Source organism: Streptococcus sp. HMSC10E12 (genome assembly GCF_001807855.1).
Taxonomy (GTDB): Bacteria; Bacillota; Bacilli; order Lactobacillales; family Streptococcaceae; genus Streptococcus; species Streptococcus salivarius.
The window spans coordinates 19,596-40,896 of sequence record NZ_KV791098.1 but is presented as its reverse complement, the minus strand read 5'-3'; the positions used below and the strand labels follow the sequence as shown (position 1 = coordinate 40,896).

Below are 21,301 nucleotides of genomic sequence, written 5' to 3'. Positions count from 1 at the left end.
TTTCTCACGTGATATAATAGTAGTAAGTAAAATTTGATTAGGAGAACAGTTGTGAAACAATCTAACAACACAACACAACACAGCACAGCAGGTAGTTTCTACCTTTTTTCAGCACGCAAAAAAACACCTTCACTCACTAAGAATGGAGGTGCTTTTTAATGGCTAAAAAAACAGTTTCTAAAGAGGCAACTCTAGAGCAAATTCTTTTTAATTGCCGTAATGCTTTACGTGGAGCAGGTGGAACAGAAAAGAACCGCGATGCCGTTATTGGTCTAGTCTTTATTAAATTTGCTAGTGATAAGTTTGAAAATCGCCGTCAGGAGATTAGTCGTGAATATGCTGACAAACCTGAATTGGTAAAGATTTTAGCAGAGAAGAAAGACTCATACACTTCACAGAATGTATTCTATCTTGAACCAGAGAGTCGCTGGTCTTATCTTGTTCAAGAATCAAGCTCCAATGATATAGCTATTAAAATTGACACAGCCATGGCAACGATTGAAAAGGATAATCCTTCTCTGGAAGGTGCTCTTTTGTCAAACTTCTATGCTGGCTTAGGTGCCGAGATTAGAACCTTAAAGAACTTGATTGACGAAATCAATAAGATTGACCAAAATAAATTCCATGAAGAGGATTTGATTGGGCGTGTTTATGAATATTTCATGCAATCTTATGCAGTGATGAGTACCAAAGAAGAGGGGGAGTTCTATACTCCGCCTTCAGCAGTTAAGTTGATTGCTGAACTTATTGAGCCATATTCTGGGCGAGTTTATGACCCTGCTTGTGGTTCTGGAGGAATGTTTGTTCAGTCTATGAAATTCGTTGAGCAACACCATGGCAACAAAAAAAGCATTTCTATCATTGGTCAAGAAAAGAACCCTGATACCCGTCGCTTGGCAAAAATGAATCTTGCGATTCGAGGAATTTCATATAACCTCGGGAATAAGCCTTATGGCGAAAGTTCGAGCTTTACAGATGACCAACATAAGGATATGAAGGTTGTGACTACATCATGGCTAATCCGCCATTCAACTTAAAAGATTGGCGTGGGAAAAAAGAGTTGCTAAATGACGCTCGCTGGGAAGGATATAAAGTCCCACCTGCTTCAAATGCCAACTATGCTTGGATTCTGCACATGTTATCGAAATTAGATGTGACGGATGGTGTCGCAGGCTTTCTTCTGGCTAATGGTGCTTTGAATGCCGATGGTGTAGAGTATGAAATCCGTAAACAGCTCATTGAAAATGATAAGGTCGAAGCGATTATTGTCTTACCTCGTGATATGTTCTATACGACAGATATTTCAGTAACGCTTTGGATTTTGAACAACAATAAAAAAGGTGGCCTGAAAAACGGTCATCAATACCGTAATCGTGAACATGAAATTCTTTTCTGTGACTTAAGGCGATGGGATGACCATGTAGAGCAATATGTTGTCGAAAAAGGAAAGAAAAAGAAAAAAACAGTCTTGACTGATAAGCAAATTGCTGATGTAAAAGCAATTTATCACTCCTGGCAAACAGGTGAGGGCTATGAAGATGTAGCTGAATTATGCAAATCAGCAAGTCTTGAGGAGATTCGCAAAGCTAACTATTCTCTTGCACCATCAAAATATGTAGAATTCATCGACCACGACTTAGAAATTGACTATGACACTGAAATGGCACGTATTCAAGCAGAAATGAAGGAGCTTTTAAAACTAGAGAAAAAATCTCAAGCTAGTATGGAAAAAGCATTTAAGGGTATTGGGTATGAATTATAAGCTAATAGAATTAATTGAACAAGTATCTGTAAAGTGTGGTACAGAGAATCATAACAATATTTCTGGAATAAACATTCAAAAACGCTTTATGCCTTCTAAAAATTCAGGTTCTAATACATCAAACTATAAAATCGTTGGTCACAATCAGTTTGCATGTAATTTAATGCACGTAGGCAGAGATGAAAAAATTCCTATAGCTTTAAACTTTGATAATCAAGAAATTGTCGTATCTCCTGCATATACAGTCTTTAGGGTTATCGATACTTCCATTGTCAATATTGATTATCTAAATATGATATTCACTTCGTCTGAGTTTGACCGATATGCTTGGTTTTGTACGGATGCTTCTATTCGAGGTAATTTGGATTGGGAGAGGTTTTTGGACATCCAACTCGATCTCCCACCTCTCCATGTTCAAGAAAAGTATGTAGCGATTTATAAAGCCATGTTAGCCAATCAAAAAGCTTATGAGAATGGCTTGGAAGATTTGAAGCTTGTTTGTGATGCAGAGTTAGATATTTTCAAGAGAACCTGTCAATTTGAATACGTTGGAAATCTCTTTAGCGAGGTTGATAAAAGAAACACTGGGAATCAGTTATCAAATGTCTTAGGAATAAATATCAATAAAGAATTTATGGCATCAAAATCAACTTCTGAAAAACTTGAGCGGTATAAGATTATAGAGAAAGACCAACTTGCATACAGCTCAATGCAGACAGGTAGAGATGAAGTTATTCGTATCGCCTTATATTCAGAAGATGAACCTGCGTTGGTTTCACCAGCCTATTCTATTTTAGTAACTAAAGAAAATGTATTACCAGAGTATATTATGATGTGGTTTAGTAGAAAAGAAGTGGATAGACTCGGGTGGTTTTTGAGTGACAGTAGTATTCGAGCAAATTTAGATTTGAAAAGATTTTATGAAATTAAAATCCCTATTCCTGACATCCATATTCAACAATCTATTGTAGATATTTACAATGCCTATATCACACGCAAGCAAATCAATGAGAGGCTTAAGAAGCAAATCAAGGATATTTGCCCTATTTTGATTGCTGGGGCGATAAAGGAGGCGAATGCCAATGCCTAAATTTACCGAAGCTCAGCTTGAAGAAGCCATTATTGAGCTTTTTCAAGAACAAGGCTATGACTATATCAATGGCGATAAACTTCATCGCAAGTATGATGAGATTCTACTGGAAGAAGATATGAGGGAGTTTCTGAGCCAGTGCTATTCAAATCTAACCGCTACAGAACTTGAAAAGGTCATCAATAAAATTAAATATGTCCCTAACACTCCACTTTATATGGGGAACCGTGAAGCGTTTTATCTAGTAAATGAGGGTTTTAACTTAGTTCGTGATGACTCAGCGCTAGCACCGATTCATATTGAGTATATTGATTTTGAGAATCCAGAAAATAACATTTTTAAAGTTGTTAATCAATATACTGTTCAAGATGTCCGTGAGCGACGACCTGACCTGATTCTCTTTATCAATGGGATTCCTGTTGCTATTTTTGAGTTTAAAACAGCCATTCAGGAGACAACAACTGTCTATGACGCTTGGAAGCAGATTACCATTCGCTACAATAGGGATATTCCATCTCTGATGAAGTATGCTTTCTTGTCAGTTATTTCTGATGGAGCTAATACCAAGTTGGGTTCTATCTTCACTCCTTATGAATACTACTATTCATGGAATAAGGCAAATGATGATGAGAAGGTATCTAACGGTATCTCTGCTCTTTTGACCATGATTCATGGAGCTTTTGCCAAAGATAGAGTGGTGGCTATTTTACGAGATTTCATCTACTATCCTGATTCTGATAAGAAGGATACAGCTATCGTGACACGCTATCCTCAGTTTTTTGCAGCCAAAAAGATGTTGGAAAATATCAAATTGCATTTAAAACCTTATGGAGACGGCAAAGGAGGTACTTACTTTGGTGCGACTGGTTCAGGTAAGACCAATACCATGCTTTTCTTGTCACGCTTGCTAGCTACACATGACCGAGAAACCTTCAAATCTCCAACGGTGATTATTTTGGTTGACCGTGAGGATTTAAGCGACCAGACTAGTAAACTTTTTGAAGGGTCAAAACGTTACCTGAAAACAGAAAAAGTTAAAACGATTGGAAGTCGAGCAGAACTTAAGCAAGAGTTATCTATCAATGAAAGTGGTGGTGTTTACATTACCACGATTCAAAAATTTGAAGAGGCGACAGGACTGCTTTCGGAACGGACAAATATCATCTGTATTTCAGATGAGGCACACCGTACACAGACCAATGTAGGTTCTAAGCTGAAGTACACAGAGGCTGGCGTTGAAACTTCTTACGGCTTTGCAAAGTATCTGAGGGACTCATTTCCAAATGCGACTTATGCTGGTTTTACAGGAACACCAATTGATGAGACTATCCATGTTTTTGGTGAAGTGGTTGAATCTTACACAATGAAGGAATCAACAGATGACGGCATTACGGTTCGTATTTCCTATGAACCACGTCTAGCGCGTGTTATCACGAATGAAGAACAGGTTGCTGAGATTGACAACTATTACAAAGAAGTTGAGGAACAAGGTGCCAATATTGAGCAGATAGAGGCAAGTAAACGTACCATGTCTAAGGTGACACAAATTTTAAATCACCCAGACCGAATCCGAAAAGTAGCTGATGATATTGTTGAACACTATGAAAAGGTAGTTAGTGAGAAACCTGAGATTGTTCAAAAAGCCATGGTTGTTTGTTCGAACCGTGAACATGCTTTTAACGTTTACCAAGCTATAAAATCAGTTCGTCCAGAATGGTTCATTGCGAAGAAAACAGAGCGTGAGGACTTATCACCGCAGGAACTAGAGAAGTTAGAATCTCTTCCTAAAGTCAATATAGTTGCAACTCGTAGCCAAGATGATGTCAAGGAGATGTATGATTTATTGGGAGATGCTAAACACCGTAAGATGTTAGACGCTCAATTTAAAAACAATGATTCAAACTTTCAAATTGTTATTGTAGTGGATATGTGGATTACTGGGTTTGACGTACCATCCCTTGCCGTTATGTACATTGATAAACCCCTTCAAAAACATACCCTCATTCAGACGATTTCCCGTGTAAATCGCGTCTTTGAAGGGAAAGACCATGGTTTGGTAGTTGACTATATCGGAATCAAGAGAGCCATGTTAGAAGCCATCAAAACCTATGGTGGTGAGCAAGAAAGTCCGATTGATGAACTGGAGATTACCTTGAAAATCTTTAGAAATCAGTTGAGTTTAATTGATGAATTGCTGGTTAATTTTGATGCTTCAGACTTCTATCATGGTACGCCTGCAGAGAGATTGCTTTGTCTTAACAGAGGGGCAGAGTACGTTCAAAGACTTCACGACATGGAAGTACGTTTTATGTACCTGTCACGTCGAATGAAGTCTGCTTATGAGATTGTATTTCCTTCTGGAGAGCTCACAGATGAGGAAACAGAGAAAGCTCAATTTTACATGGCAATCCGCTCAATTATTTATAAACAGACCAAAGGCAATGCACCCGATGCTGAAATGATGAACAAGCATGTTCAACAAATGATTGAGAATGCGATAGCTTCAACGGGTGTAGAGGATATTGTTAATAATGATAAGCAAGAGCTGTTTGATGAAAGTTTCCTAGATGAACTGGATGCTTTAGAAATGCCAATCACCAAATTTAATGCCCTGCTTAGGTTGTTAAAACGTGCCATTGACCAGTACGGCGGAACTAATCAGGTTAAAGCCATTGAATTTTCAGAGAGACTAGATAGAGTTGTTGAAGCCTATAATAACAGAGATAGTCAAATCTTTATTTCTGAGGTGACAGCAGATTTCATCAATAGCCTTTCGGATGAAATCATGAAGATTTTGAAAGACCTTCAAATTGATATGGATTCGTTCAAAGATTTAGGAATTTCTTATGAAGAAAAAGCCTTTTATGACATTCTTATCAAGGTTCGTGATGAACATGAATTTGAATATGCTGATGAAAAATGTATTGACCTAGCTAAAGCTATTAAAGAATTGGTTGATGACAAAGCTCAGTATGCAGACTGGTCAAGTCGTGAGGACATTAAGAGTCAGCTGAACATGGATTTAACGATATTACTCTACGAAAACGGGTACCCACCGCAATGGAATGATGAAGTCTTTGAGCAAGTACTTGGACAAGCTGAGAACTTTAAAAAGTCTACAAATTGATACCTAGGAGGATATATGGCTTCAATTACAAATTATGTAAAAGAGCATTACTTTGATGAGGTGTCTATAGCAGGGACTGATTACTTTGTACAAAACGCACTTAGTTTGGGGCTTTTAAGGAATGGAGTATCAGGGTCAATTTATGTTGAGTTCAGTGAGATTAAATATGTTTATGCGGGAAATAGAGATGATGATTTAATTGATATTGACGTAATCTTAAACATATATGCGGATGTTGTGTGGTTTGAGCTTTATAAAACATCATCTAGTCAAAAGAAAAATCGATGGTTACGTGTTTCTTGTACGGCACGTGTAGAAGATGGGCTTCATGGTTTTCAAATTCATAAAGTCACCCCATATAAGAAAGGTGAACTAAGCCTTTTTGAACATCCTTTTACAGATAAACTAGTACCTTTTTTATGGAAAAATGAGTTAGACAAAACCGCAGAAGCAATTCTAGCATTATATTACCCAGAATCTCTTCAATCACCCATGCAAATCAATCCTTATGCATTAGCTCAAACGTTGGGGCTCAGAGTTGAATTTGTAGAAATTAACCCTGACACCTCCATTTTTGGAAGGATTTATTTTGAGGACGACACAGAGAGAGGAATATCCGAGGGGACAATTGTTATCGATGGTAATTTGGAAAAAATAAGACCATCAGGGACAGTTAATAATACTATTATTCATGAGTGCTTACATTGGATTTTACACAGATATTCAGTAGAACTAGAGAAGGGCTCTGCTGACAGCGTAACCCAAATTTCAACAACTGAGGAAGCTGATGAGAAAGATTGGATGGAATGGCAAGTACATAGCCTTGCCCCTAAACTCATGATGCCTAAAGTGATGACCCAGCAGTTTGTCAAAGCTAAGTATGCTGAATTAAAAGAAAATAAACCTGTGAACTCAATGATTGATATCATTGAAGATTTAATTAAAGCCACAGCGAATTATTTTGGGGTGACTATTATAGCAGCTCAAAAACGCTTGGCAGAATTCGGGATAGAAGAGGCTAGAGGAGCATTTAATTATGTTGATGGTCGCTATGTTCCAGCTCATTCTTGGCAAAAAGGTTTTCTAGGAGTTGACCAAACATTTTCAATAGGGCTAAAGGATTTGTCAAAATTACTTTTAGAACATCAATCCGTTAAAAATAGATTAACAGAAGGTGGGCTAATCTATATTGACTCTCATATTTGTTTAAACGAACCAAAATATGTAGTTTTATCTGAAGATGATATTCCTAAGATGACCTACTATGCTCGAACACATATGGATGAGTGTTGTCTTGTTTTTGAAAAAATAAATCATAATCAAAGCTATTCAAGAGTAACATTTATCAATGTTTTGAATAATTCAGCTGAACTGAGTATCACTCCATCTTTCAAGTATCCAGCTAATGATAGGAATTTAGACATAGAGTCTAGAGCACGGTTACTAAGTGAATTAAGTTCGGAGTTGAGTCAAGCCTTAAGGGAATTACCGTATGATTTTGGTAGTGCGTTAAATTATCTAAGGAAGTATCGAAAATTGACCAATCAGTCTCTATCGAACTTATCCCTATTATCTGTAGAATATATTTCTAAACTTCAAAACAATCACATCAAAGAACCATCTGTTCAAACTGTTGTAGCGTTATGTATAGCCATGTCACTTCATTTTCAACTGAGTGATGAATTATTAAAGCGGGCTGGTAGAAGTTTGCGCTCATTATCTACGGATGAAGATATGCTCTATAATCTTATGATTTTGAGTTCTTCCGACTATACTGTGGAGGATTGTAATCAAATATTACTTGAAAACAATTTACCACCATTGACTATAAAAAAAGATTCTAGCATTTAAGCTAGAGTCTTTTGTATGTCCAAATTTCTCAGTTTAGAAATCTCCTAATGTAGCTAGTCGAACTCTCAACCTTCTTTTAACCACAAATCAAGAAAATATCTTGTACTGAATGGAACAATGAGAAAAATTATGTGATGTACTTGAATGTAATCTAGATGACATTTTAAATATGAATTAAACGAGAAGAGAATTCTATCCTTATGTTATAATTCAAATATGAAAGGATTTCGTATATGGTAGTTATTTTATCATTAATGGAAAATCTATTAGTAGAGCAACTAGGAAATTACTTTAATGGACTTATAGGTAAAATAAAATTAAGATTCGTTATAAAAGGGCTAAAGAACGAAGTTGAAGTGTTAATATTAAAACAATATGGAGACAGGGAATATTATCTAGATTTTGATAGATTTTTAATTGAACAGAATGTTCTTGAAAAAATAATAAAAAATTTTCTTAACCAAGATGTTTTACAATCGAAAACAATAAATCAATCAGTAGATTTTTACATGAATTTGTTTGTTGAAAAACACCCTAAGTATATATTATATAATATTGAGTTAAAGCAGATTATTCAAAAATATTTTGAAATCATATTTAAACAACTTAATAAAATAAGCACCTCGGAATCACAGGTACTATGTCGGACTATTAAGGAAATTGTTGATGGTATAGAAAGGCAGTTGCAGTACTTAACAGAAATAGTGGATGATAATAATTCATTATTAAAACAGATTGTAAGTGGAAATTTTAGAACACGCTCCTATATTGAAACCCTATTAACAACATCAGGTGATTCTTTTGTTCAGTCCGACTATTTTGAACGTTATCTATTTCAAGATACAGAAGGGGGTAAAGAGAGAGATTCATTAGATATCCTTTTACAACATCATAAAGTTGTATTAATTGGAGAAGCAGGATTTGGAAAAACTTTTGAAACCTTTAAGCTTATAAATCAATTATGTGCAAAATATTCTGATTATCAACTAATTCCTGTTTATGTTCCATTAATAGAGTATGAGGATGGTTTAGTAACATTATTCGATATTATTCAGTCGAAAATGGCCCCTTTCTGTGAAGGAAATTCTAAAGAAGCTATTAATCAACTATTTGTTAATAATAAATTGGCAATGTTCTTCGACGGCATTGATGATATTATTGATGAGAAAAAGAGATTGAAATTTTTTTCTGAAGCAAATCAATTAATGACACAATATAATCAAAATTTTTTCTTTTTCACAACACGAAATAATCGATATAAGCATGAACTCGGAGAAGATAAGAGCTTCCGACTAACGAACCTAGTTGATAGTATAATTCAAAGAGATTTAATTAGACTTGGATGGTATAGTAATCTTCCTCCATCATATCTTGAGTTATTTAGAAATCCCTTACTGTATAAAATTGGTAAAACTATTTTGGTTGATAGACAAAATAAGGAGTTGCTCAATAGAACTCAAATTTTTACAGAGTATTTTGAAAAGAATTATCGATACAAAAATAGTTATTCAGAATTGTCCCTACATGAAACATTAAATCTTTTTGGCAAATTTTCTTATGAGAATTTTAATCAATCTAGTTTTACATATAGCGAAGTAGATAAAATAATAAGTGCTTATCCAGTTTCTACACCTAATAAAAGAAATCTAATTGATTATTTCATAAATTTTGGAATTTTTGATACTTCAGATAGAATTACTTTTTCTCATAAACTATTTAGGGAGTTTACTGCGGCATACTATATTACAAATAACCTGATGATTTCATCCGATACTGAACTTCTTGAGAAGCTTATCTATAATGAAGAATGGCAAGAGGTAGTCGTTTTTATCTCAGGATTATTTTCTACTATTAATGAACAGGACAATTTTTTAGATTTTGTTCTACAGCATAACCTACCTCTCTATATTGAATGTGTTAATTCTAAAAATGATTTGTTGAGAAATAATGGAATAACTGATTTTTCCATAGAGAATCATGTGGAACGAATTTTATCAGAAATTCATAAAACTTATTCATTTATAGTAGAGAATTATTTTCATCCTATATCTGAGCAGTTTGAACCATTTATAACAGAAAATCAAGTGGATTCTAAAATCGGGATTACTGGAAGTATAGTAGAAAATAGTCTTTATTATTGGTTTGATATCGTGGATAAAAGTGTCCCAGATGTAAAAGTTGTTAGCTCTAATCTACTGAGTCAAGAATATCAAGCTACAATATTTTTAAAAACCACTGGGATGGTTACGCATTATATAAACTTGGAGTTATCAGGATTTATAGGGGATAGTGGGCGAAAAATTGCAGTAGAGCTTATTAAAACTAATTTGCAAGATATATTAGAAAAACAATCATTACCAGCAAGTAACTATATTTTATGTGAACTTTTAAAAGAAACCATAGATAGGTTATCTTGGCTTAAAGATATTGATGAAATTTCTTTGATGAGTAAAGAGGTTAGAAAAAGGATAGATGAAGCCCTTGAAGATTGTCCGGAAGTTTTAAGCTATACAACATCGGAAGGAGTAGAGTTGTTTAGTTTAAATAAATTGCTATCTATTCTACTACACTCTGGTGTGGATTATAGGAGTTCTATCATACCTGGTCGTGATAGAGAATATTCAGAATCAAATGGCTTAACAATGAACTTATATTCTACGAAAAGAAAAATAGAAATAGTTGAAACATTTTTTAATTTCGCTGAAGTGAGTTATCTGGAAATGGTGAAATATAACTTTCCTAAAATTTATAGATGTTTTTCAAAGTTTCAAGATATGCCGTACAAATTACTTATCACTTACAAAGATGATGAAAGTAATCCGTGGATAGGATATTATCACGTAGCATATTCAGGAGATAAAAATTTAGTTGAAGTATCTCATAGTGATTCGTTTAAGAATTATGAAGGAGTATATGATGAAATAATACGAAGTTACAATTTGTTAAATAGAGTTCCTAAAGATATTTCTACTCATGAGAGTGCTTTCTCAAATCTTTTATTCTCAAGAAATATTAGTAAAAATACTCCATTAAGTGATTATGTCCATAAAGAGATAAAGAACAGTTTAGAGGAGATTTTTGGTGTTTTTGATTATAGAATTATTAATAGTAATGTCGACAGGGAACAGATGCTAGAAAACAAGACAATAAAAGCCCTCTAATCAATTTATTAGAGAGCTTTTATTATATATCCGAAATTTTGTATTTATTTCACAAAAAATGTAGTCAAAAATGTAGTCATTCGGCTGATTTTTATCGCAATCTATTGAAATTTAAAATTTCAATAATCGCTTAAAATCAAGGTTTTTCACACCAGCTGACGTGTACTGAATGTCTACTTAACCTCAGTGAGTGTAATGTGTGATTTAGCAATATTCATGATGAGCAGGAACGTTGATTTAATGGGTTTTTCAATTCTTCAATTATTGATAAGATAGAGTGATTTTGACCTTGGTTTGGTTTCAATCAGACAAAAATCAGACAAATTTTAGTGTTTGGTCATAAAATCACCAAGGTTTTTAATTTGTTGTTTGATGATGTGATATTGTTCAGATGAGGTTCTAGGGAGTACATATTTGGTTGAACGCCCTTTTCCGACGATTTCTATATATCTCTTATTTTGCAGAGTTTTCAAATTTTCTCTAAACTTATATTCTGTCATCAGATTATTCTCAATGACATCATTTTTGCTGATGTTTCCATTTTCGATTATATACTTGAGAATAGTCTTTTCGTCTTTTGATATGTTTCGGTATGAAGACAATAAGTCTACTTTCCAAATGGTTACGATTGTGCTATCGAAAGTAGTTGTGACCTCAGGAATTTTCAACTTGTACTTTTCTGACACATCAAAAATTTTAGGACCACCTGAGCCAGCCTTTTCCGACATCCCGATTCTTCTAAATAGTGATGAAATAGTACTATTTCGTGTTTTGGATGTACCACCATGTATAAATTCAGGGATGGAAATTTTCATTTTTCCAGGATTCTTAAATTCATAAAAATCATTATATGCGGTAATAACGATAGGTGAATCAAAATCATAGTAAGCATGCATTAAGCAATTCACTAGTGCTTCACGTATGGATTCAGATAAGTCTTTTTTAAATGGTAAACGATGGGCAGATTCATCATTGAGTTCGAACCTATCGTTTGTTGTTGCAGTTAATTTCTTATATGCCAAATTGAAGAAGTCATACATGTTCAAATCGGGGTACATCATATCCCCTGTCGAAACTCTGTCATTCCACCTAGTAGAAAGTGAGTTATCCTTTTCAAAGTAGTCTAATTGAAATTTAGGGTACCTAGAAATTATAGAATTATATTTTCCAAAAAACAGTAATCCTCCTGCGGTCAACTTATAGATGCCATCTGTCCTATCCTTCTTGAACACACCAATTTCAGTTAAGAAGGCTCTGAGTGGCATATTGATATACTTAGTATTTCCACTTAGCTCAACTAATAGATTTTTATATTCCTTAATTGTTTCAATATTGAGATCATTTTCGTCATAGTTAGTTAGGAGTTCGCTATCAATATCATCATGAGAACTTGCCATAAGATATTTCAACTCTTCCTTGTCGAGTTTAACATCCCCCTCCCCTAACCTTTTGTAAGATTCTCTGAAATCATTTTTTAGATGGACAGGCTTTTGGTCACTACTGGCTTCCCGTATTGTTATTACCATAAGCTGACGTTCTTTATCAGGAATACTTACGTACTCAATATCATTATCTGTTAGCAAGTTACAGCTAACTTTTTGTTTGTTTGCAACTAAAGCAAATAGATTATCTCGAATTTTCTGAGGGTCGTTTACCCCTTGATAAGGATCTTCATTCTTTTCATCAATTCCTAAAATAATTTTTCCACCGTTGGTGTTAGCGAAAGCAGAATATGTTTCCCAGAAAGAATCGGGGAGTGCATTTTTAGCTTTTTTGTATTCTAAATCGTTTCCTTCAATTTTTAATTTCACATCTCTTCCTCCTAACTTTTAAAAATCAATTTATAGGAAATCACGCGAAAACCGCGCGTAATTTTGTTTCGAAAACACTCAAATTTGATTGATTTTAAGGCATTTTTGAGTAGTTAGTTTTAAAAGGGTATCGAAAATCACGCGAAAATCACGCGAAAACAAATGATTATTTTTCCGCCCAGTCAGTCCAATCGTCAAAGGTTGTATTGTTATAAAGTTCTATCAGGCGTGGTCTAACGGATTGAATGACCTCAACTAATTCATGACCTTCATAAAATTGTGAAAAAGGCATACCGACTGTTGCTTGGGATATATCAGAAAGTAGTTGTCTTGTTGTTTGGCTATCCGCAAGTGTATTTATCAGAAAACCAAGTAAGTAATTGGAATCATAGCTAACTTCTACGCCTACTTGAGGTGAATCTTTAAGTAGGCGTTCATAGCCTTCTTTAACTTCTTGTTTGATTTTATCTTTGGTAAGATTTTCTAGATTTCCGATAAAATCATATGAAGTATAGATTTGATTGGCAAAGTAATCAGAAAGTTCTTTGACTTTAGTATCATCAAGACCCCTTTGCTGACTTAGATAGTTCTGAGCTTCCTGTCTAATTGAATTTTTTAGCGTGTCATAGAGCATTTCAAAGAAGATGTCGTCTAAGTAGCCTTCACTTGGGTAACCAAAATCATTTTCCCAGTCAGGATTTTCAAATGTTCCAATGCTTACCCCTCCGTTAGTTGTGACTGATTGTATTGGATCTGTTTTAATCCTAAAAAGCTCATCTTTTATCTTTAATGGGGTTTCAGGATATTCGTCTAGAAATTTACCATAACCGAGTTTTCTAAGATAAAGTTCAATGTATTCTTCTAATTCTCCATAGTAAAACCAACCTACAGGTTTCCCATAGATTTTTGACACTTTCTCTAAAACTTCAAGAGGAGCTAAGTTATCTCCTCTAACATATGCATTAATGGTTGATTTTTTGAGTCCTAGACGATTTCCAAAATCTGTAAAGGATAAATTTAATTCATCCTTGACTTGTCTAAGTCTTCGCCCCACAGACTTTTTATCAGGTTTAAGTATTTCAAACATAAGTTACCTCTTAGACAATTATAACACAGGAGTTTATAAAATCGTACATTTTTTGGAGATAACACTTGACGCCGTGTATGATATCGTATATAATTATTGGTGAGCATTAGGATTGCTCAAAAAAATTTACATCATTCGTACATAAAAACGTATATGTTCGATAGAAAGGAGCTAATCTAATAATCAAAAAAAGAAAGGAAGGTACAAAAAATCCTTGAACAACCTAGTACATCGTTCAAGGACAGTAAATCTAATTGCTGTAATTATACCAGATATTTCGGATACATGGTAGTTATCCAAAATCAGAAAAGAGGGTAATTATGAATTTAACAGGTATAGAACTACAAATAATAGAGTGGGTAGTCTACTTACAAGAGACAAAAGAGATAGTCTTAATCAAACCAGAGTATTGTAATTATTTGGATGACAGAGAGCTCAATAACCTTATCAAGGGTACGGGATCTGAGCGATTAATTGAATCTAGAGCTTTGCAGATTGTGATTGACTTTCTCAATCAGAAAACACAGGTAAGCTAATGAGTGAATACGATTATCAAGAAGTTGTGGACAGGGTTGACGGTCTTAACTCAGTTTCAACACTGAAAAAGTGGCGCTTAAAAATTGAAAGCCTGACCGATACTCAATTTAAAGAAAGTAGGGTGAGAACGGGTCGAAACTCATATTCTAAAGTTTATCTTTTTACAGAAGATGACCTAAACCATTTTCAAACGATTGCTGATAAGAAGTCTTCGTTGGGGCTAGAAAGTGCAATTCTAAGCGCTTATGGGTTTTCTAAAGAAAATGATTCTCAAAAGCCTATTAGAGAACTTGTTGATGAGCTAGAGGTCTCCTTTAAGGAAATCCAAGAGGATTATCGAAGGAACCTAGCAAAGTTGAAACAGGAGTTAGAAGTGCTTCTGGCTAGAATCCAGACCTTGGAGAAAGAGATTAAAGAGAAATCATCTAAGAGACTTGGCTTCTTTCATCGATGAAGACGGTTCGCCACCCCACCGCTGGGCGAGTGGTCAACACGGTAGCCCAGAGCAGGTGGGGAAGGTGGTAAACGGCTGAACTCGATTTGACATTTGCACCCCAGTCCCTATTAGGGGGTGCACACATACATGAATTGTGGTCAAATCCCTTGATACGCAAAGGATTTGGTGATTTGAAGCAAAATTTATGAAAGAACCTTTATAAAGCCCATGCTATCAATGGTTTACGACAGATTTCATGTATGCGTAGCTTTTATGAACAGGAGAAAAATACATGACAAAATTTAACTTAACAGACGAAACTGTGAAAGTAGGCGATTTGAAATTGGATAAATCACAATTTGACATTCCAAAGAAAGTGACTATCCTTTCTTCACGGGTTGCTCCAGTCTATAAAAATATCAATGGCGAAAGCATTGCGACAGATGAAGTGGCTAAAATTACTTGTTCTGTACAAGATACAGACAAAATTCAGGCCTTGAAAGACTTAGGTTATTCCTCTGATGACCTTAAGAGCATTCGTTTGGAGATTGTAGATAATCTTGACAAGTTAGCTAAATCCGTTGAAAAGGATGAGCTGAACTCTCTCGTAGTAGAACTTGTAAATCCAGAAGTCCACCTTGGTTGGCGAGCTAACAATAATGGTGGTGGAAATTGGGGTGGCTTAAAGCTAGTGGCAACCGATATTAAATTTATTGGAGCCTAAACATGGATAACTCAGTGATGTTAGACTACTTAGCTGTAACGATTAAAGGCTTAGCCCCAGATGATGTCATTGAGAAAATCCTCATTCTTCCTAAAGACAAGTTTGTCCTCAATGAATGGGGTATAAACAAGTACCAACGGCATTATGCCTTCTCAGAGATAAAGGTTTATTTCAATAAGGATTGGGAATCGAAAATGGGGGTATTTATCGAACTGAGAGGGCAGGGGTGCCGTCAATATGAAGAATACATGGAAAGCAATGTCAATAATTGGGTAACATTAATGAAGCGTATTTCTGAATATCATAGTAACGTCACAAGGCTAGATATTGCCAATGATATCTTTGACGACAGCCTATCCGTCCCACTTATTTACAGTTACTGTAAAAGGCAACTCTGCATATCAACTGCTAAAACCTTTGATTACCATGAAAAGAGTGTTCTTGAAAATGGTGAAAAGGTTGGTGAGATGGTAACGATTGGTGTTAGAGGTACTCAGCAATGGTGTATCTATAACAAGCTGTTAGAGAAAAAACTAGACAAAGATTTACCAGAAACGCCATCATCATGGACAAGGGCAGAGCTTAGATGTTGGCAAGAAAAGGCAAATTTATTAGCTAAACAGATGAAAGATGGGCGACCTCTCAAAGAGATTTACTTTGAGGCAATTAACGGACATTATCGTTTTGTCAGTCCGAGAGACAAGGATTCTAACCGTTGGCGAAGAAAAAATGTAAAGTGGTGGAATGACTACCTAGAGACAAAAGCAAAGACTGTCTTGAGTGTTAAGCGAACGAAGCCAACTCTAAAACAGTCGGAGCTATGGACAGAAAAACAAGTCTCACGAACACTCGGGAAACTCTATGTGGCAAAAGCAGAATCACATGGACAAGAAAAGGCAGATAATTATATTCAGCACCTACTTGAGCTTGGTATATCTAAGCTAACGAAAGTAGACGAAACAGACATTCAGCAGTACAAACAAGAGCAATTAAGCTCAGCTTATTGGGGCATAAGAAAAGACGACTTGTAAAACGCTACAATCCGCCTTTCTAAAAATACCTATCTTGACTATAACTAGAATAGAAGGAGAATTCAATGGCAATATTAAAAACAGAACATGATTTTGACTTGACCCGTAACTGGTACCGAAAATCTGTCTTTTTAGATGAACTCTGGCATGGCATGACAGTTGCAACACTTAATAGCTACATTCGTCAGATGAAAGACAGTCCATACGCCTTCGGTATCAAAGGAACGCATGGCAACGTCTTTATCCACTCGGAAGTCTTTGTAGTATGGTTTGACTACAAAATTGCTAACCAGTATGTTGCAAAGATGGTGTAGGGGGTACCTATGAGAGATAATGGTTCAAGAGTACTCATCATCAGTTCTTGGCGACCAGACCCTAATAAGGCGGGTAACGTCTTGGTGAAATTCGCTATGCGATTTACCCACCCTATTACTAAAAAATCTCACAAGAAATACCTTTCTACAGGTGCTAGTAAAGGATGGTTTACTACTAAGGCAAGACCAAGTAAGAAAACATCATCAGGGAAAGAGCGTCTCTTGGTCAGTGATATTAAAAACTCGCAACTGATTACACAGGTCACGCAAGAACTAAATAAATTAGTTGATGACTATATTGCTGAGGTAATAGGCGTAACACCCAAGAAAGCAAAGAGGATTTTAACCCTAGAAGAAATCGCCAAGCCCTTTGATGAAGATGGAAATCTTTATGGTAAAGCCTTTAGAGCATGGCATGAGAGGGTTAAGCCAGCCAATAATACCCTTAAAACAAGGGTTACTATCTACAACCGTTATATTGAGCCTAACTTTGATACAAGAATGTCTATCACAAAATTTGCCTCTATGACAGATGAAATTCAAAATCTTATCAATGTTTCTTCTATGCACATGGCAAGAAACCTGCACATCTATCTTAAGATGATTTTTGACTGGTCAGTGGAAAATGGACAAATTACTCTTACACAAGACCCGATTGCTAATAACAAGGTTAAAAGGCGAGTTCTGACAAAGAGTGAGGAGCAAAACAGGAAACGTGAAGATATTGCGGAAAAATACCTAGAAGCAAGCGAAGTTAACTATGTTCTCCGCCTGATAGAAAGCTGGACAAATAGGCCTGATAATCAACTTATCGCAGATGTGTTGAGAATGATTTTCCTAACAGGCATGAGACCAAGTGAAGTTTTGGGCTTGAATGAAGATATGCTTGATTTTGAGGGAAAGTGGATAAAGGTTCATTGGCAGAGGTCAAGTAAAAATAAATCAGATGAGGTTATGGAATCTCTTAATCTTGATGAAAAGGAACGTTACCGAGCAGACCTTAAGACTAAGGAAAGTGTTCGTACGATTCCAATGAGCCCTGAGGTAGAGAAAATCTTGCGACACTACATTGACAGAAATAAGTTTCAAGCTCAATTCAATCCGACTTACCAAGACTTGGGATATCTCTTTACTAGAACTTATATCAGGGCAGGTAATCGGCAAGGTTCTCCGTTTTATCACAACGAGCTATCACAATTCCTGAGAGGTGGTTCTAGTCAGTCAGTAAAGTATAATAAGAAGGCAGGTAAGTCCTATAAGGATATTGATAATTTCCTAGACTTTGGGAGACCGATTCATGTCATTCCTCATATGTTTCGCCATAGTTTTATTTCCATTATGGCAAGTGAAGGCATTGATCTCCCAACCATTCGAGAATTTGTCGGACACTCGGAGGATTCTAAGGAGATTGAACGTGTCTATCTCCACGTGATTAAGAAACAAAAAGACACCATGAGAGGAGCGGTTGAAAAGCTAGAGAAGTTGATTGAGTAACAAAAGTTAAACTTTAATCAGATAAAAACTAGATGAAATAGAATTTTGAACATTAGAAAAAAGCCTAGAAACATGCGTTTCATAGGCTTCTTTCTTAAAATGTTTGTTTCTTAATATGGCTTACTTTAGTGATGAAAGTCAAAAGAAAGAGTAGTGTAGATAGGATGATAGCTGGAAGGAAAAGACCTGTCCAATTAGTCATTCCCATTTTCAACAATCTGAGTGAATGGTTCATCAGACCAATCATTGCAAGGTTAATCACTAGGGAGATAAAGAACGCCAGTCCCGTTATAATAAGACTTTCCCAAAGTTTTGTATGCAACAGTTGAGCAGGAGAAACTCCCAATGTGGCTAACTGTTCCTGCTCTTTGGCCTCCTGGCGGACAGACAATAATGTCATGGAGACTACGTTTGCTAATATTAATAGTACAGGAGCTAGGAAAAAGGCAATAAAGGAAACTAATAATTCTAATTCACCGTCTTCTTGAAAGAAAGAAAAGATATTTTGCGAGAGTAGTTGAAAACTCCCAACCAATGTAATTCCAGCAACAACCGAAGCATTAATGGCTTTAAGATAAGATTTTTGACTTAGAATTTGCCATTTTGCAAGGATTGGGGCATACCTGTGGCTAAGTAGTACGGGTGATAAAAGTTTGATAATACCAATTTGAAGATAGGGAGATAGAGCATAGATAGCAAAAACATTGACTAGCATGAGATAAAGCAAGGAACCAGTACCCAATAGTGGTTCTGAATGATAAAACATAAATAAAAGGGAAGCATATAGGGCAACTAAAATAGCCCATGGGACTGCTTTCTTAACAATTATCCAAAATTTAAAAGTTTTTCGTTCGACTTTCTGTTTAAGGAGTTTACTGGTATAGAAGTACCCACTAACAAAAGCGAGACTTGAAATTAAAGCTACGGTAGCAAGCAGTGCCAACGGTTGAGAACCAAAGTTTAAATCTGGCATCATACCTTTGCCAAAATACTTCTGTAAATAATAATAGTAGTAACGGCTTATCGGTGTTGCAATGAGAGCACCAGGTATACTGGAAATAAATGCCATTAAACTAATTTGTCCAGCAACTAAAATTGACAACTGCCAGCGGTTAGCACCTAAAATTTCCCAAAGTTGATAATCCGATTTGAAATAATTTAAAAGACTAGCAATGAGACTGGAAATAATAAGAAAAAGAGTTAGCCCGCCAAAGAAAATGGGCATAAGGAATACTGGGCTTGGGTCTGTTTGAACACTGAGTAGTACGTCCTTGTTTGCTATAATATTAAAGTCGCCTGAAAGGGATATCCCTGAAATGAGACTTGCCATAAAAAAGACAGGTACAGTTGCGGTCCATTCTTTCCAACTATATCTCCATTGGTAATAAATGAGTTTTAACATGATTTATCTCTCCCTTACATCAGTCTCTATACCTAAAGCCTTAGTTAATTCTTCAGACTTAGGTTTTATAATTTCTTGGGAAATCAAACCATCCTTAAGGATGAGTGCTCGGTCAGTTTTTGAAGCTAGCTCAATATCGTGAGTAACCATGAGGATACATTTCCCCTGATTAGCTAGTGTTCTTAAAATATCAAAAACAATTTGACGAGAGGTACTATCAAGCGCACCAGTAGGCTCATCTGCAAAAATAATCTGACTATCTGCTAAAATAGCTCGTGCAATAGCTATTTTTTGTTGTTCACCACCAGATAAGGTTGAAGGGAAGGCTTTGCTATCTGCCTTAAATTGCAATTTTTCCAGTAAATCAAGTATCTCTTGGTTGTTGACCTTTTTGCCTGATAATCTTAAAGGTAAGGCGATATTTTCAATAATAGGTAGTGCAGGTACCAAATTATAGGATTGGAAGATAAATGCTAAGGACTCACGTCTTAGTTTAGCAAGTTTATTAGGACTAGTTTGATAGGGATCTAAGCCTTGAATCTCAACCTTTCCTTGACTTGGTTGCAATAGACCTGACATACATTTTAATAGTGTTGATTTTCCAGAACCACTGACACCTAATATAGATATAAATTCACCATAGTTAGCTGATAAACTGAGACCGTTTAAAATCTGAATAGTCTTACCCTTGCTTAATTCAAACGACTTAGCAAGGTTTGTTACTTCGATTGCCTGTGTTTTCATAGTCATTCTCCTATAAGTTGACTTTTTTCTATTGTATCATTTTTAATATGCTGTTGTAAGGGAATAAATAGTTTGGTAAATAAAAGTTAGAAATAATTCAATCAGACAAAAGTCAGACAAAACCGCAATTTAAGCACGAAAAAAGCCTAGAAACATGAGTTTCATAGGCTTTTCTTATCTTAATTATTTTACTTCAGTAAAGATTACGTGTTTACGCAATTTTGGTGAGTATTTTTTCAATTGAAGACGGTCTGGAGTGTTACGTTTGTTTTTTGAAGTAAGGTACAAGCGTTCACCAGATTCTTTGTGTTCAAGTGTAATATTTACGCGCATGGTATCTCCCTTCTATTATTTAGTTGCGTTAGCTTTAGCGATTTTACGTCCTTTGTAGTATCCTTTAAGTGATACACGGTGTGAACGTGAGTAATCTCCAGTTGTTTCGTCAAATTGTACTGATGGAGCAGTCAATTTGTAGTGTGTACGACGTTTGTTTTTCTTCGCTTTTGAAGTGTGACGTGCAGGTACTGCCATTTCTTTATTTCCTCCGAATTAATATTTATGTTCTTGATTTTAAATCAACTATAACAGAATAACATATCTTTTTTGTAAAGTAAAGTTGCTTGACAAAAAAACTTGTCAATAAAATATATAGTTAAAAACTATATCGTATGATAACAAATATATATTTCACAGCTATAACAGCAAGTGCTAGAATAGGCTTATTATTACA

The 21,301-nt window shown here is 35.4% G+C and carries 16 protein-coding genes and 1 pseudogene; 11 read left to right on the top strand and 6 right to left on the bottom strand.

All coding sequences use genetic code 11. The features are described 5' to 3' along the window. Positions 1–158 precede the first annotated feature (158 nt). From HMPREF3112_RS06475 to HMPREF3112_RS06455, 5 genes and pseudogenes are all read left to right on the top strand, one after another. Positions 159–1,762, top strand: a pseudogene (locus HMPREF3112_RS06475) (N-6 DNA methylase). Beyond that, complete coding sequence (locus tag HMPREF3112_RS06470; RefSeq protein ID WP_070438746.1) at positions 1,752–2,852, top strand: restriction endonuclease subunit S; 1,101 nt, start codon at positions 1,752–1,754, stop codon at positions 2,850–2,852. Before HMPREF3112_RS06475 ends, HMPREF3112_RS06470 begins: the two are co-directional and overlap by 11 nt. Beyond that, a complete protein-coding gene (locus HMPREF3112_RS06465; protein WP_070438743.1) occupies positions 2,845–5,979 on the top strand; it encodes a type I restriction endonuclease subunit R in 3,135 nt (1,044 codons plus the stop codon). The genes HMPREF3112_RS06470 and HMPREF3112_RS06465 overlap by 8 nt, the downstream gene beginning before the upstream one ends. 15 nt (positions 5,980–5,994) lie before the next feature. Continuing rightward, entirely contained in the window at positions 5,995–7,830 is a 1,836-nt protein-coding gene (locus HMPREF3112_RS06460) for an ImmA/IrrE family metallo-endopeptidase (RefSeq protein WP_060973098.1), read from the top strand. 233 nt (positions 7,831–8,063) lie between these two features. Continuing rightward, positions 8,064–10,991, top strand: coding sequence for an NACHT domain-containing protein (locus tag HMPREF3112_RS06455; protein ID WP_231724218.1), 2,928 nt, complete (start codon positions 8,064–8,066; stop codon positions 10,989–10,991). 326 nt (positions 10,992–11,317) lie between these two features. Here HMPREF3112_RS06455 and HMPREF3112_RS06450 read toward each other — a convergent pair whose 3' ends face one another. Together HMPREF3112_RS06450 and HMPREF3112_RS06445 are read right to left on the bottom strand one after the other, a co-directional pair. Next, positions 11,318–12,802 carry an RNA-binding domain-containing protein gene (locus HMPREF3112_RS06450; RefSeq protein ID WP_014632497.1) on the bottom strand — a complete coding sequence of 495 codons (1,485 nt, stop codon included), beginning with the start codon at positions 12,800–12,802 and terminating at the stop codon, positions 11,318–11,320. 166 nt (positions 12,803–12,968) lie between these two features. After that, positions 12,969–13,889: a helix-turn-helix domain-containing protein gene (locus tag HMPREF3112_RS06445; RefSeq protein ID WP_014632498.1), complete on the bottom strand. Its 921-nt coding sequence runs from the start codon at positions 13,887–13,889 to the stop codon at positions 12,969–12,971. Between the two features lie 320 nt (positions 13,890–14,209). Here HMPREF3112_RS06445 and HMPREF3112_RS06440 point away from each other — a divergent pair, with 320 nt between their 5' ends. The 6 genes from HMPREF3112_RS06440 (at position 14,210) to HMPREF3112_RS06415 (ending at position 18,425) form a co-directional block, all read left to right on the top strand. Beyond that, a complete protein-coding gene (locus HMPREF3112_RS06440; RefSeq protein ID WP_070438740.1) occupies positions 14,210–14,425 on the top strand; it encodes a hypothetical protein in 216 nt (71 codons plus the stop codon). Beyond that, the gene (locus HMPREF3112_RS06435; RefSeq protein WP_014632499.1) at positions 14,425–14,880 is read left to right on the top strand and encodes a hypothetical protein; all 456 of its coding nucleotides are present in this window, start codon (positions 14,425–14,427) and stop codon (positions 14,878–14,880) included. Before HMPREF3112_RS06440 ends, HMPREF3112_RS06435 begins: the two co-directional genes overlap by 1 nt. A 274-nt stretch (positions 14,881–15,154) precedes the next feature. Continuing rightward, entirely contained in the window at positions 15,155–15,586 is a 432-nt protein-coding gene (locus HMPREF3112_RS06430; RefSeq protein WP_014632500.1) for a hypothetical protein, read from the top strand. Between the two features lie 2 nt (positions 15,587–15,588). Then, positions 15,589–16,617: a replication initiation factor domain-containing protein gene (locus HMPREF3112_RS06425; RefSeq protein WP_070438738.1), complete on the top strand. Its 1,029-nt coding sequence runs from the start codon at positions 15,589–15,591 to the stop codon at positions 16,615–16,617. 65 nt (positions 16,618–16,682) lie between these two features. Further along, a complete protein-coding gene (locus HMPREF3112_RS06420; protein ID WP_070438735.1) occupies positions 16,683–16,931 on the top strand; it encodes a hypothetical protein in 249 nt (82 codons plus the stop codon). Between the two features lie 9 nt (positions 16,932–16,940). Next, positions 16,941–18,425, top strand: coding sequence for a tyrosine-type recombinase/integrase (locus HMPREF3112_RS06415; protein WP_070438732.1), 1,485 nt, complete (start codon positions 16,941–16,943; stop codon positions 18,423–18,425). Between the two features lie 94 nt (positions 18,426–18,519). Here HMPREF3112_RS06415 and HMPREF3112_RS06410 read toward each other — a convergent pair whose 3' ends face one another. From HMPREF3112_RS06410 to rpmF, 4 genes are all read right to left on the bottom strand, one after another. After that, positions 18,520–19,827, bottom strand: coding sequence for an FtsX-like permease family protein (locus HMPREF3112_RS06410; protein WP_021152667.1), 1,308 nt, complete (start codon positions 19,825–19,827; stop codon positions 18,520–18,522). 3 nt (positions 19,828–19,830) lie between these two features. Continuing rightward, positions 19,831–20,571, bottom strand: a complete 741-nt coding sequence (locus HMPREF3112_RS06405) for an ABC transporter ATP-binding protein (RefSeq protein WP_014632505.1) — start codon at positions 20,569–20,571, stop codon at positions 19,831–19,833. A gap of 183 nt (positions 20,572–20,754) precedes the next feature. Next, on the bottom strand, positions 20,755–20,904 hold the full coding sequence (rpmG, locus tag HMPREF3112_RS06400; protein ID WP_002262412.1) for a 50S ribosomal protein L33: 150 nt from the start codon (positions 20,902–20,904) through the stop codon (positions 20,755–20,757). Positions 20,905–20,919: 15 nt separating this feature from the next. Beyond that, positions 20,920–21,102 (bottom strand): 50S ribosomal protein L32, encoded by a 183-nt coding sequence (gene rpmF, locus HMPREF3112_RS06395; protein ID WP_002892130.1) that lies wholly within the window; start codon positions 21,100–21,102, stop codon positions 20,920–20,922. Positions 21,103–21,301 lie beyond the last annotated feature (199 nt).

Coding starts and splice junctions, on each gene's coding strand:
- HMPREF3112_RS06430 (WP_014632500.1), top strand. CDS start 15,155: ATGACAAAATTTAACTTAACAGACGAAACTGTGAAAGTAGGCGATTTG.
- HMPREF3112_RS06415 (WP_070438732.1), top strand. CDS start 16,941: ATGAGAGATAATGGTTCAAGAGTACTCATCATCAGTTCTTGGCGACCA.
- HMPREF3112_RS06465 (WP_070438743.1), top strand. CDS start 2,845: ATGCCTAAATTTACCGAAGCTCAGCTTGAAGAAGCCATTATTGAGCTT.
- HMPREF3112_RS06470 (WP_070438746.1), top strand. CDS start 1,752: ATGAATTATAAGCTAATAGAATTAATTGAACAAGTATCTGTAAAGTGT.
- rpmG (WP_002262412.1), bottom strand. CDS start 20,904: ATGCGCGTAAATATTACACTTGAACACAAAGAATCTGGTGAACGCTTG.
- HMPREF3112_RS06440 (WP_070438740.1), top strand. CDS start 14,210: ATGAATTTAACAGGTATAGAACTACAAATAATAGAGTGGGTAGTCTAC.
- rpmF (WP_002892130.1), bottom strand. CDS start 21,102: ATGGCAGTACCTGCACGTCACACTTCAAAAGCGAAGAAAAACAAACGT.
- HMPREF3112_RS06410 (WP_021152667.1), bottom strand. CDS start 19,827: ATGTTAAAACTCATTTATTACCAATGGAGATATAGTTGGAAAGAATGG.
- HMPREF3112_RS06455 (WP_231724218.1), top strand. CDS start 8,064: ATGGTAGTTATTTTATCATTAATGGAAAATCTATTAGTAGAGCAACTA.
- HMPREF3112_RS06445 (WP_014632498.1), bottom strand. CDS start 13,889: ATGTTTGAAATACTTAAACCTGATAAAAAGTCTGTGGGGCGAAGACTT.
- HMPREF3112_RS06435 (WP_014632499.1), top strand. CDS start 14,425: ATGAGTGAATACGATTATCAAGAAGTTGTGGACAGGGTTGACGGTCTT.
- HMPREF3112_RS06425 (WP_070438738.1), top strand. CDS start 15,589: ATGGATAACTCAGTGATGTTAGACTACTTAGCTGTAACGATTAAAGGC.
- HMPREF3112_RS06460 (WP_060973098.1), top strand. CDS start 5,995: ATGGCTTCAATTACAAATTATGTAAAAGAGCATTACTTTGATGAGGTG.
- HMPREF3112_RS06420 (WP_070438735.1), top strand. CDS start 16,683: ATGGCAATATTAAAAACAGAACATGATTTTGACTTGACCCGTAACTGG.
- HMPREF3112_RS06405 (WP_014632505.1), bottom strand. CDS start 20,571: ATGAAAACACAGGCAATCGAAGTAACAAACCTTGCTAAGTCGTTTGAA.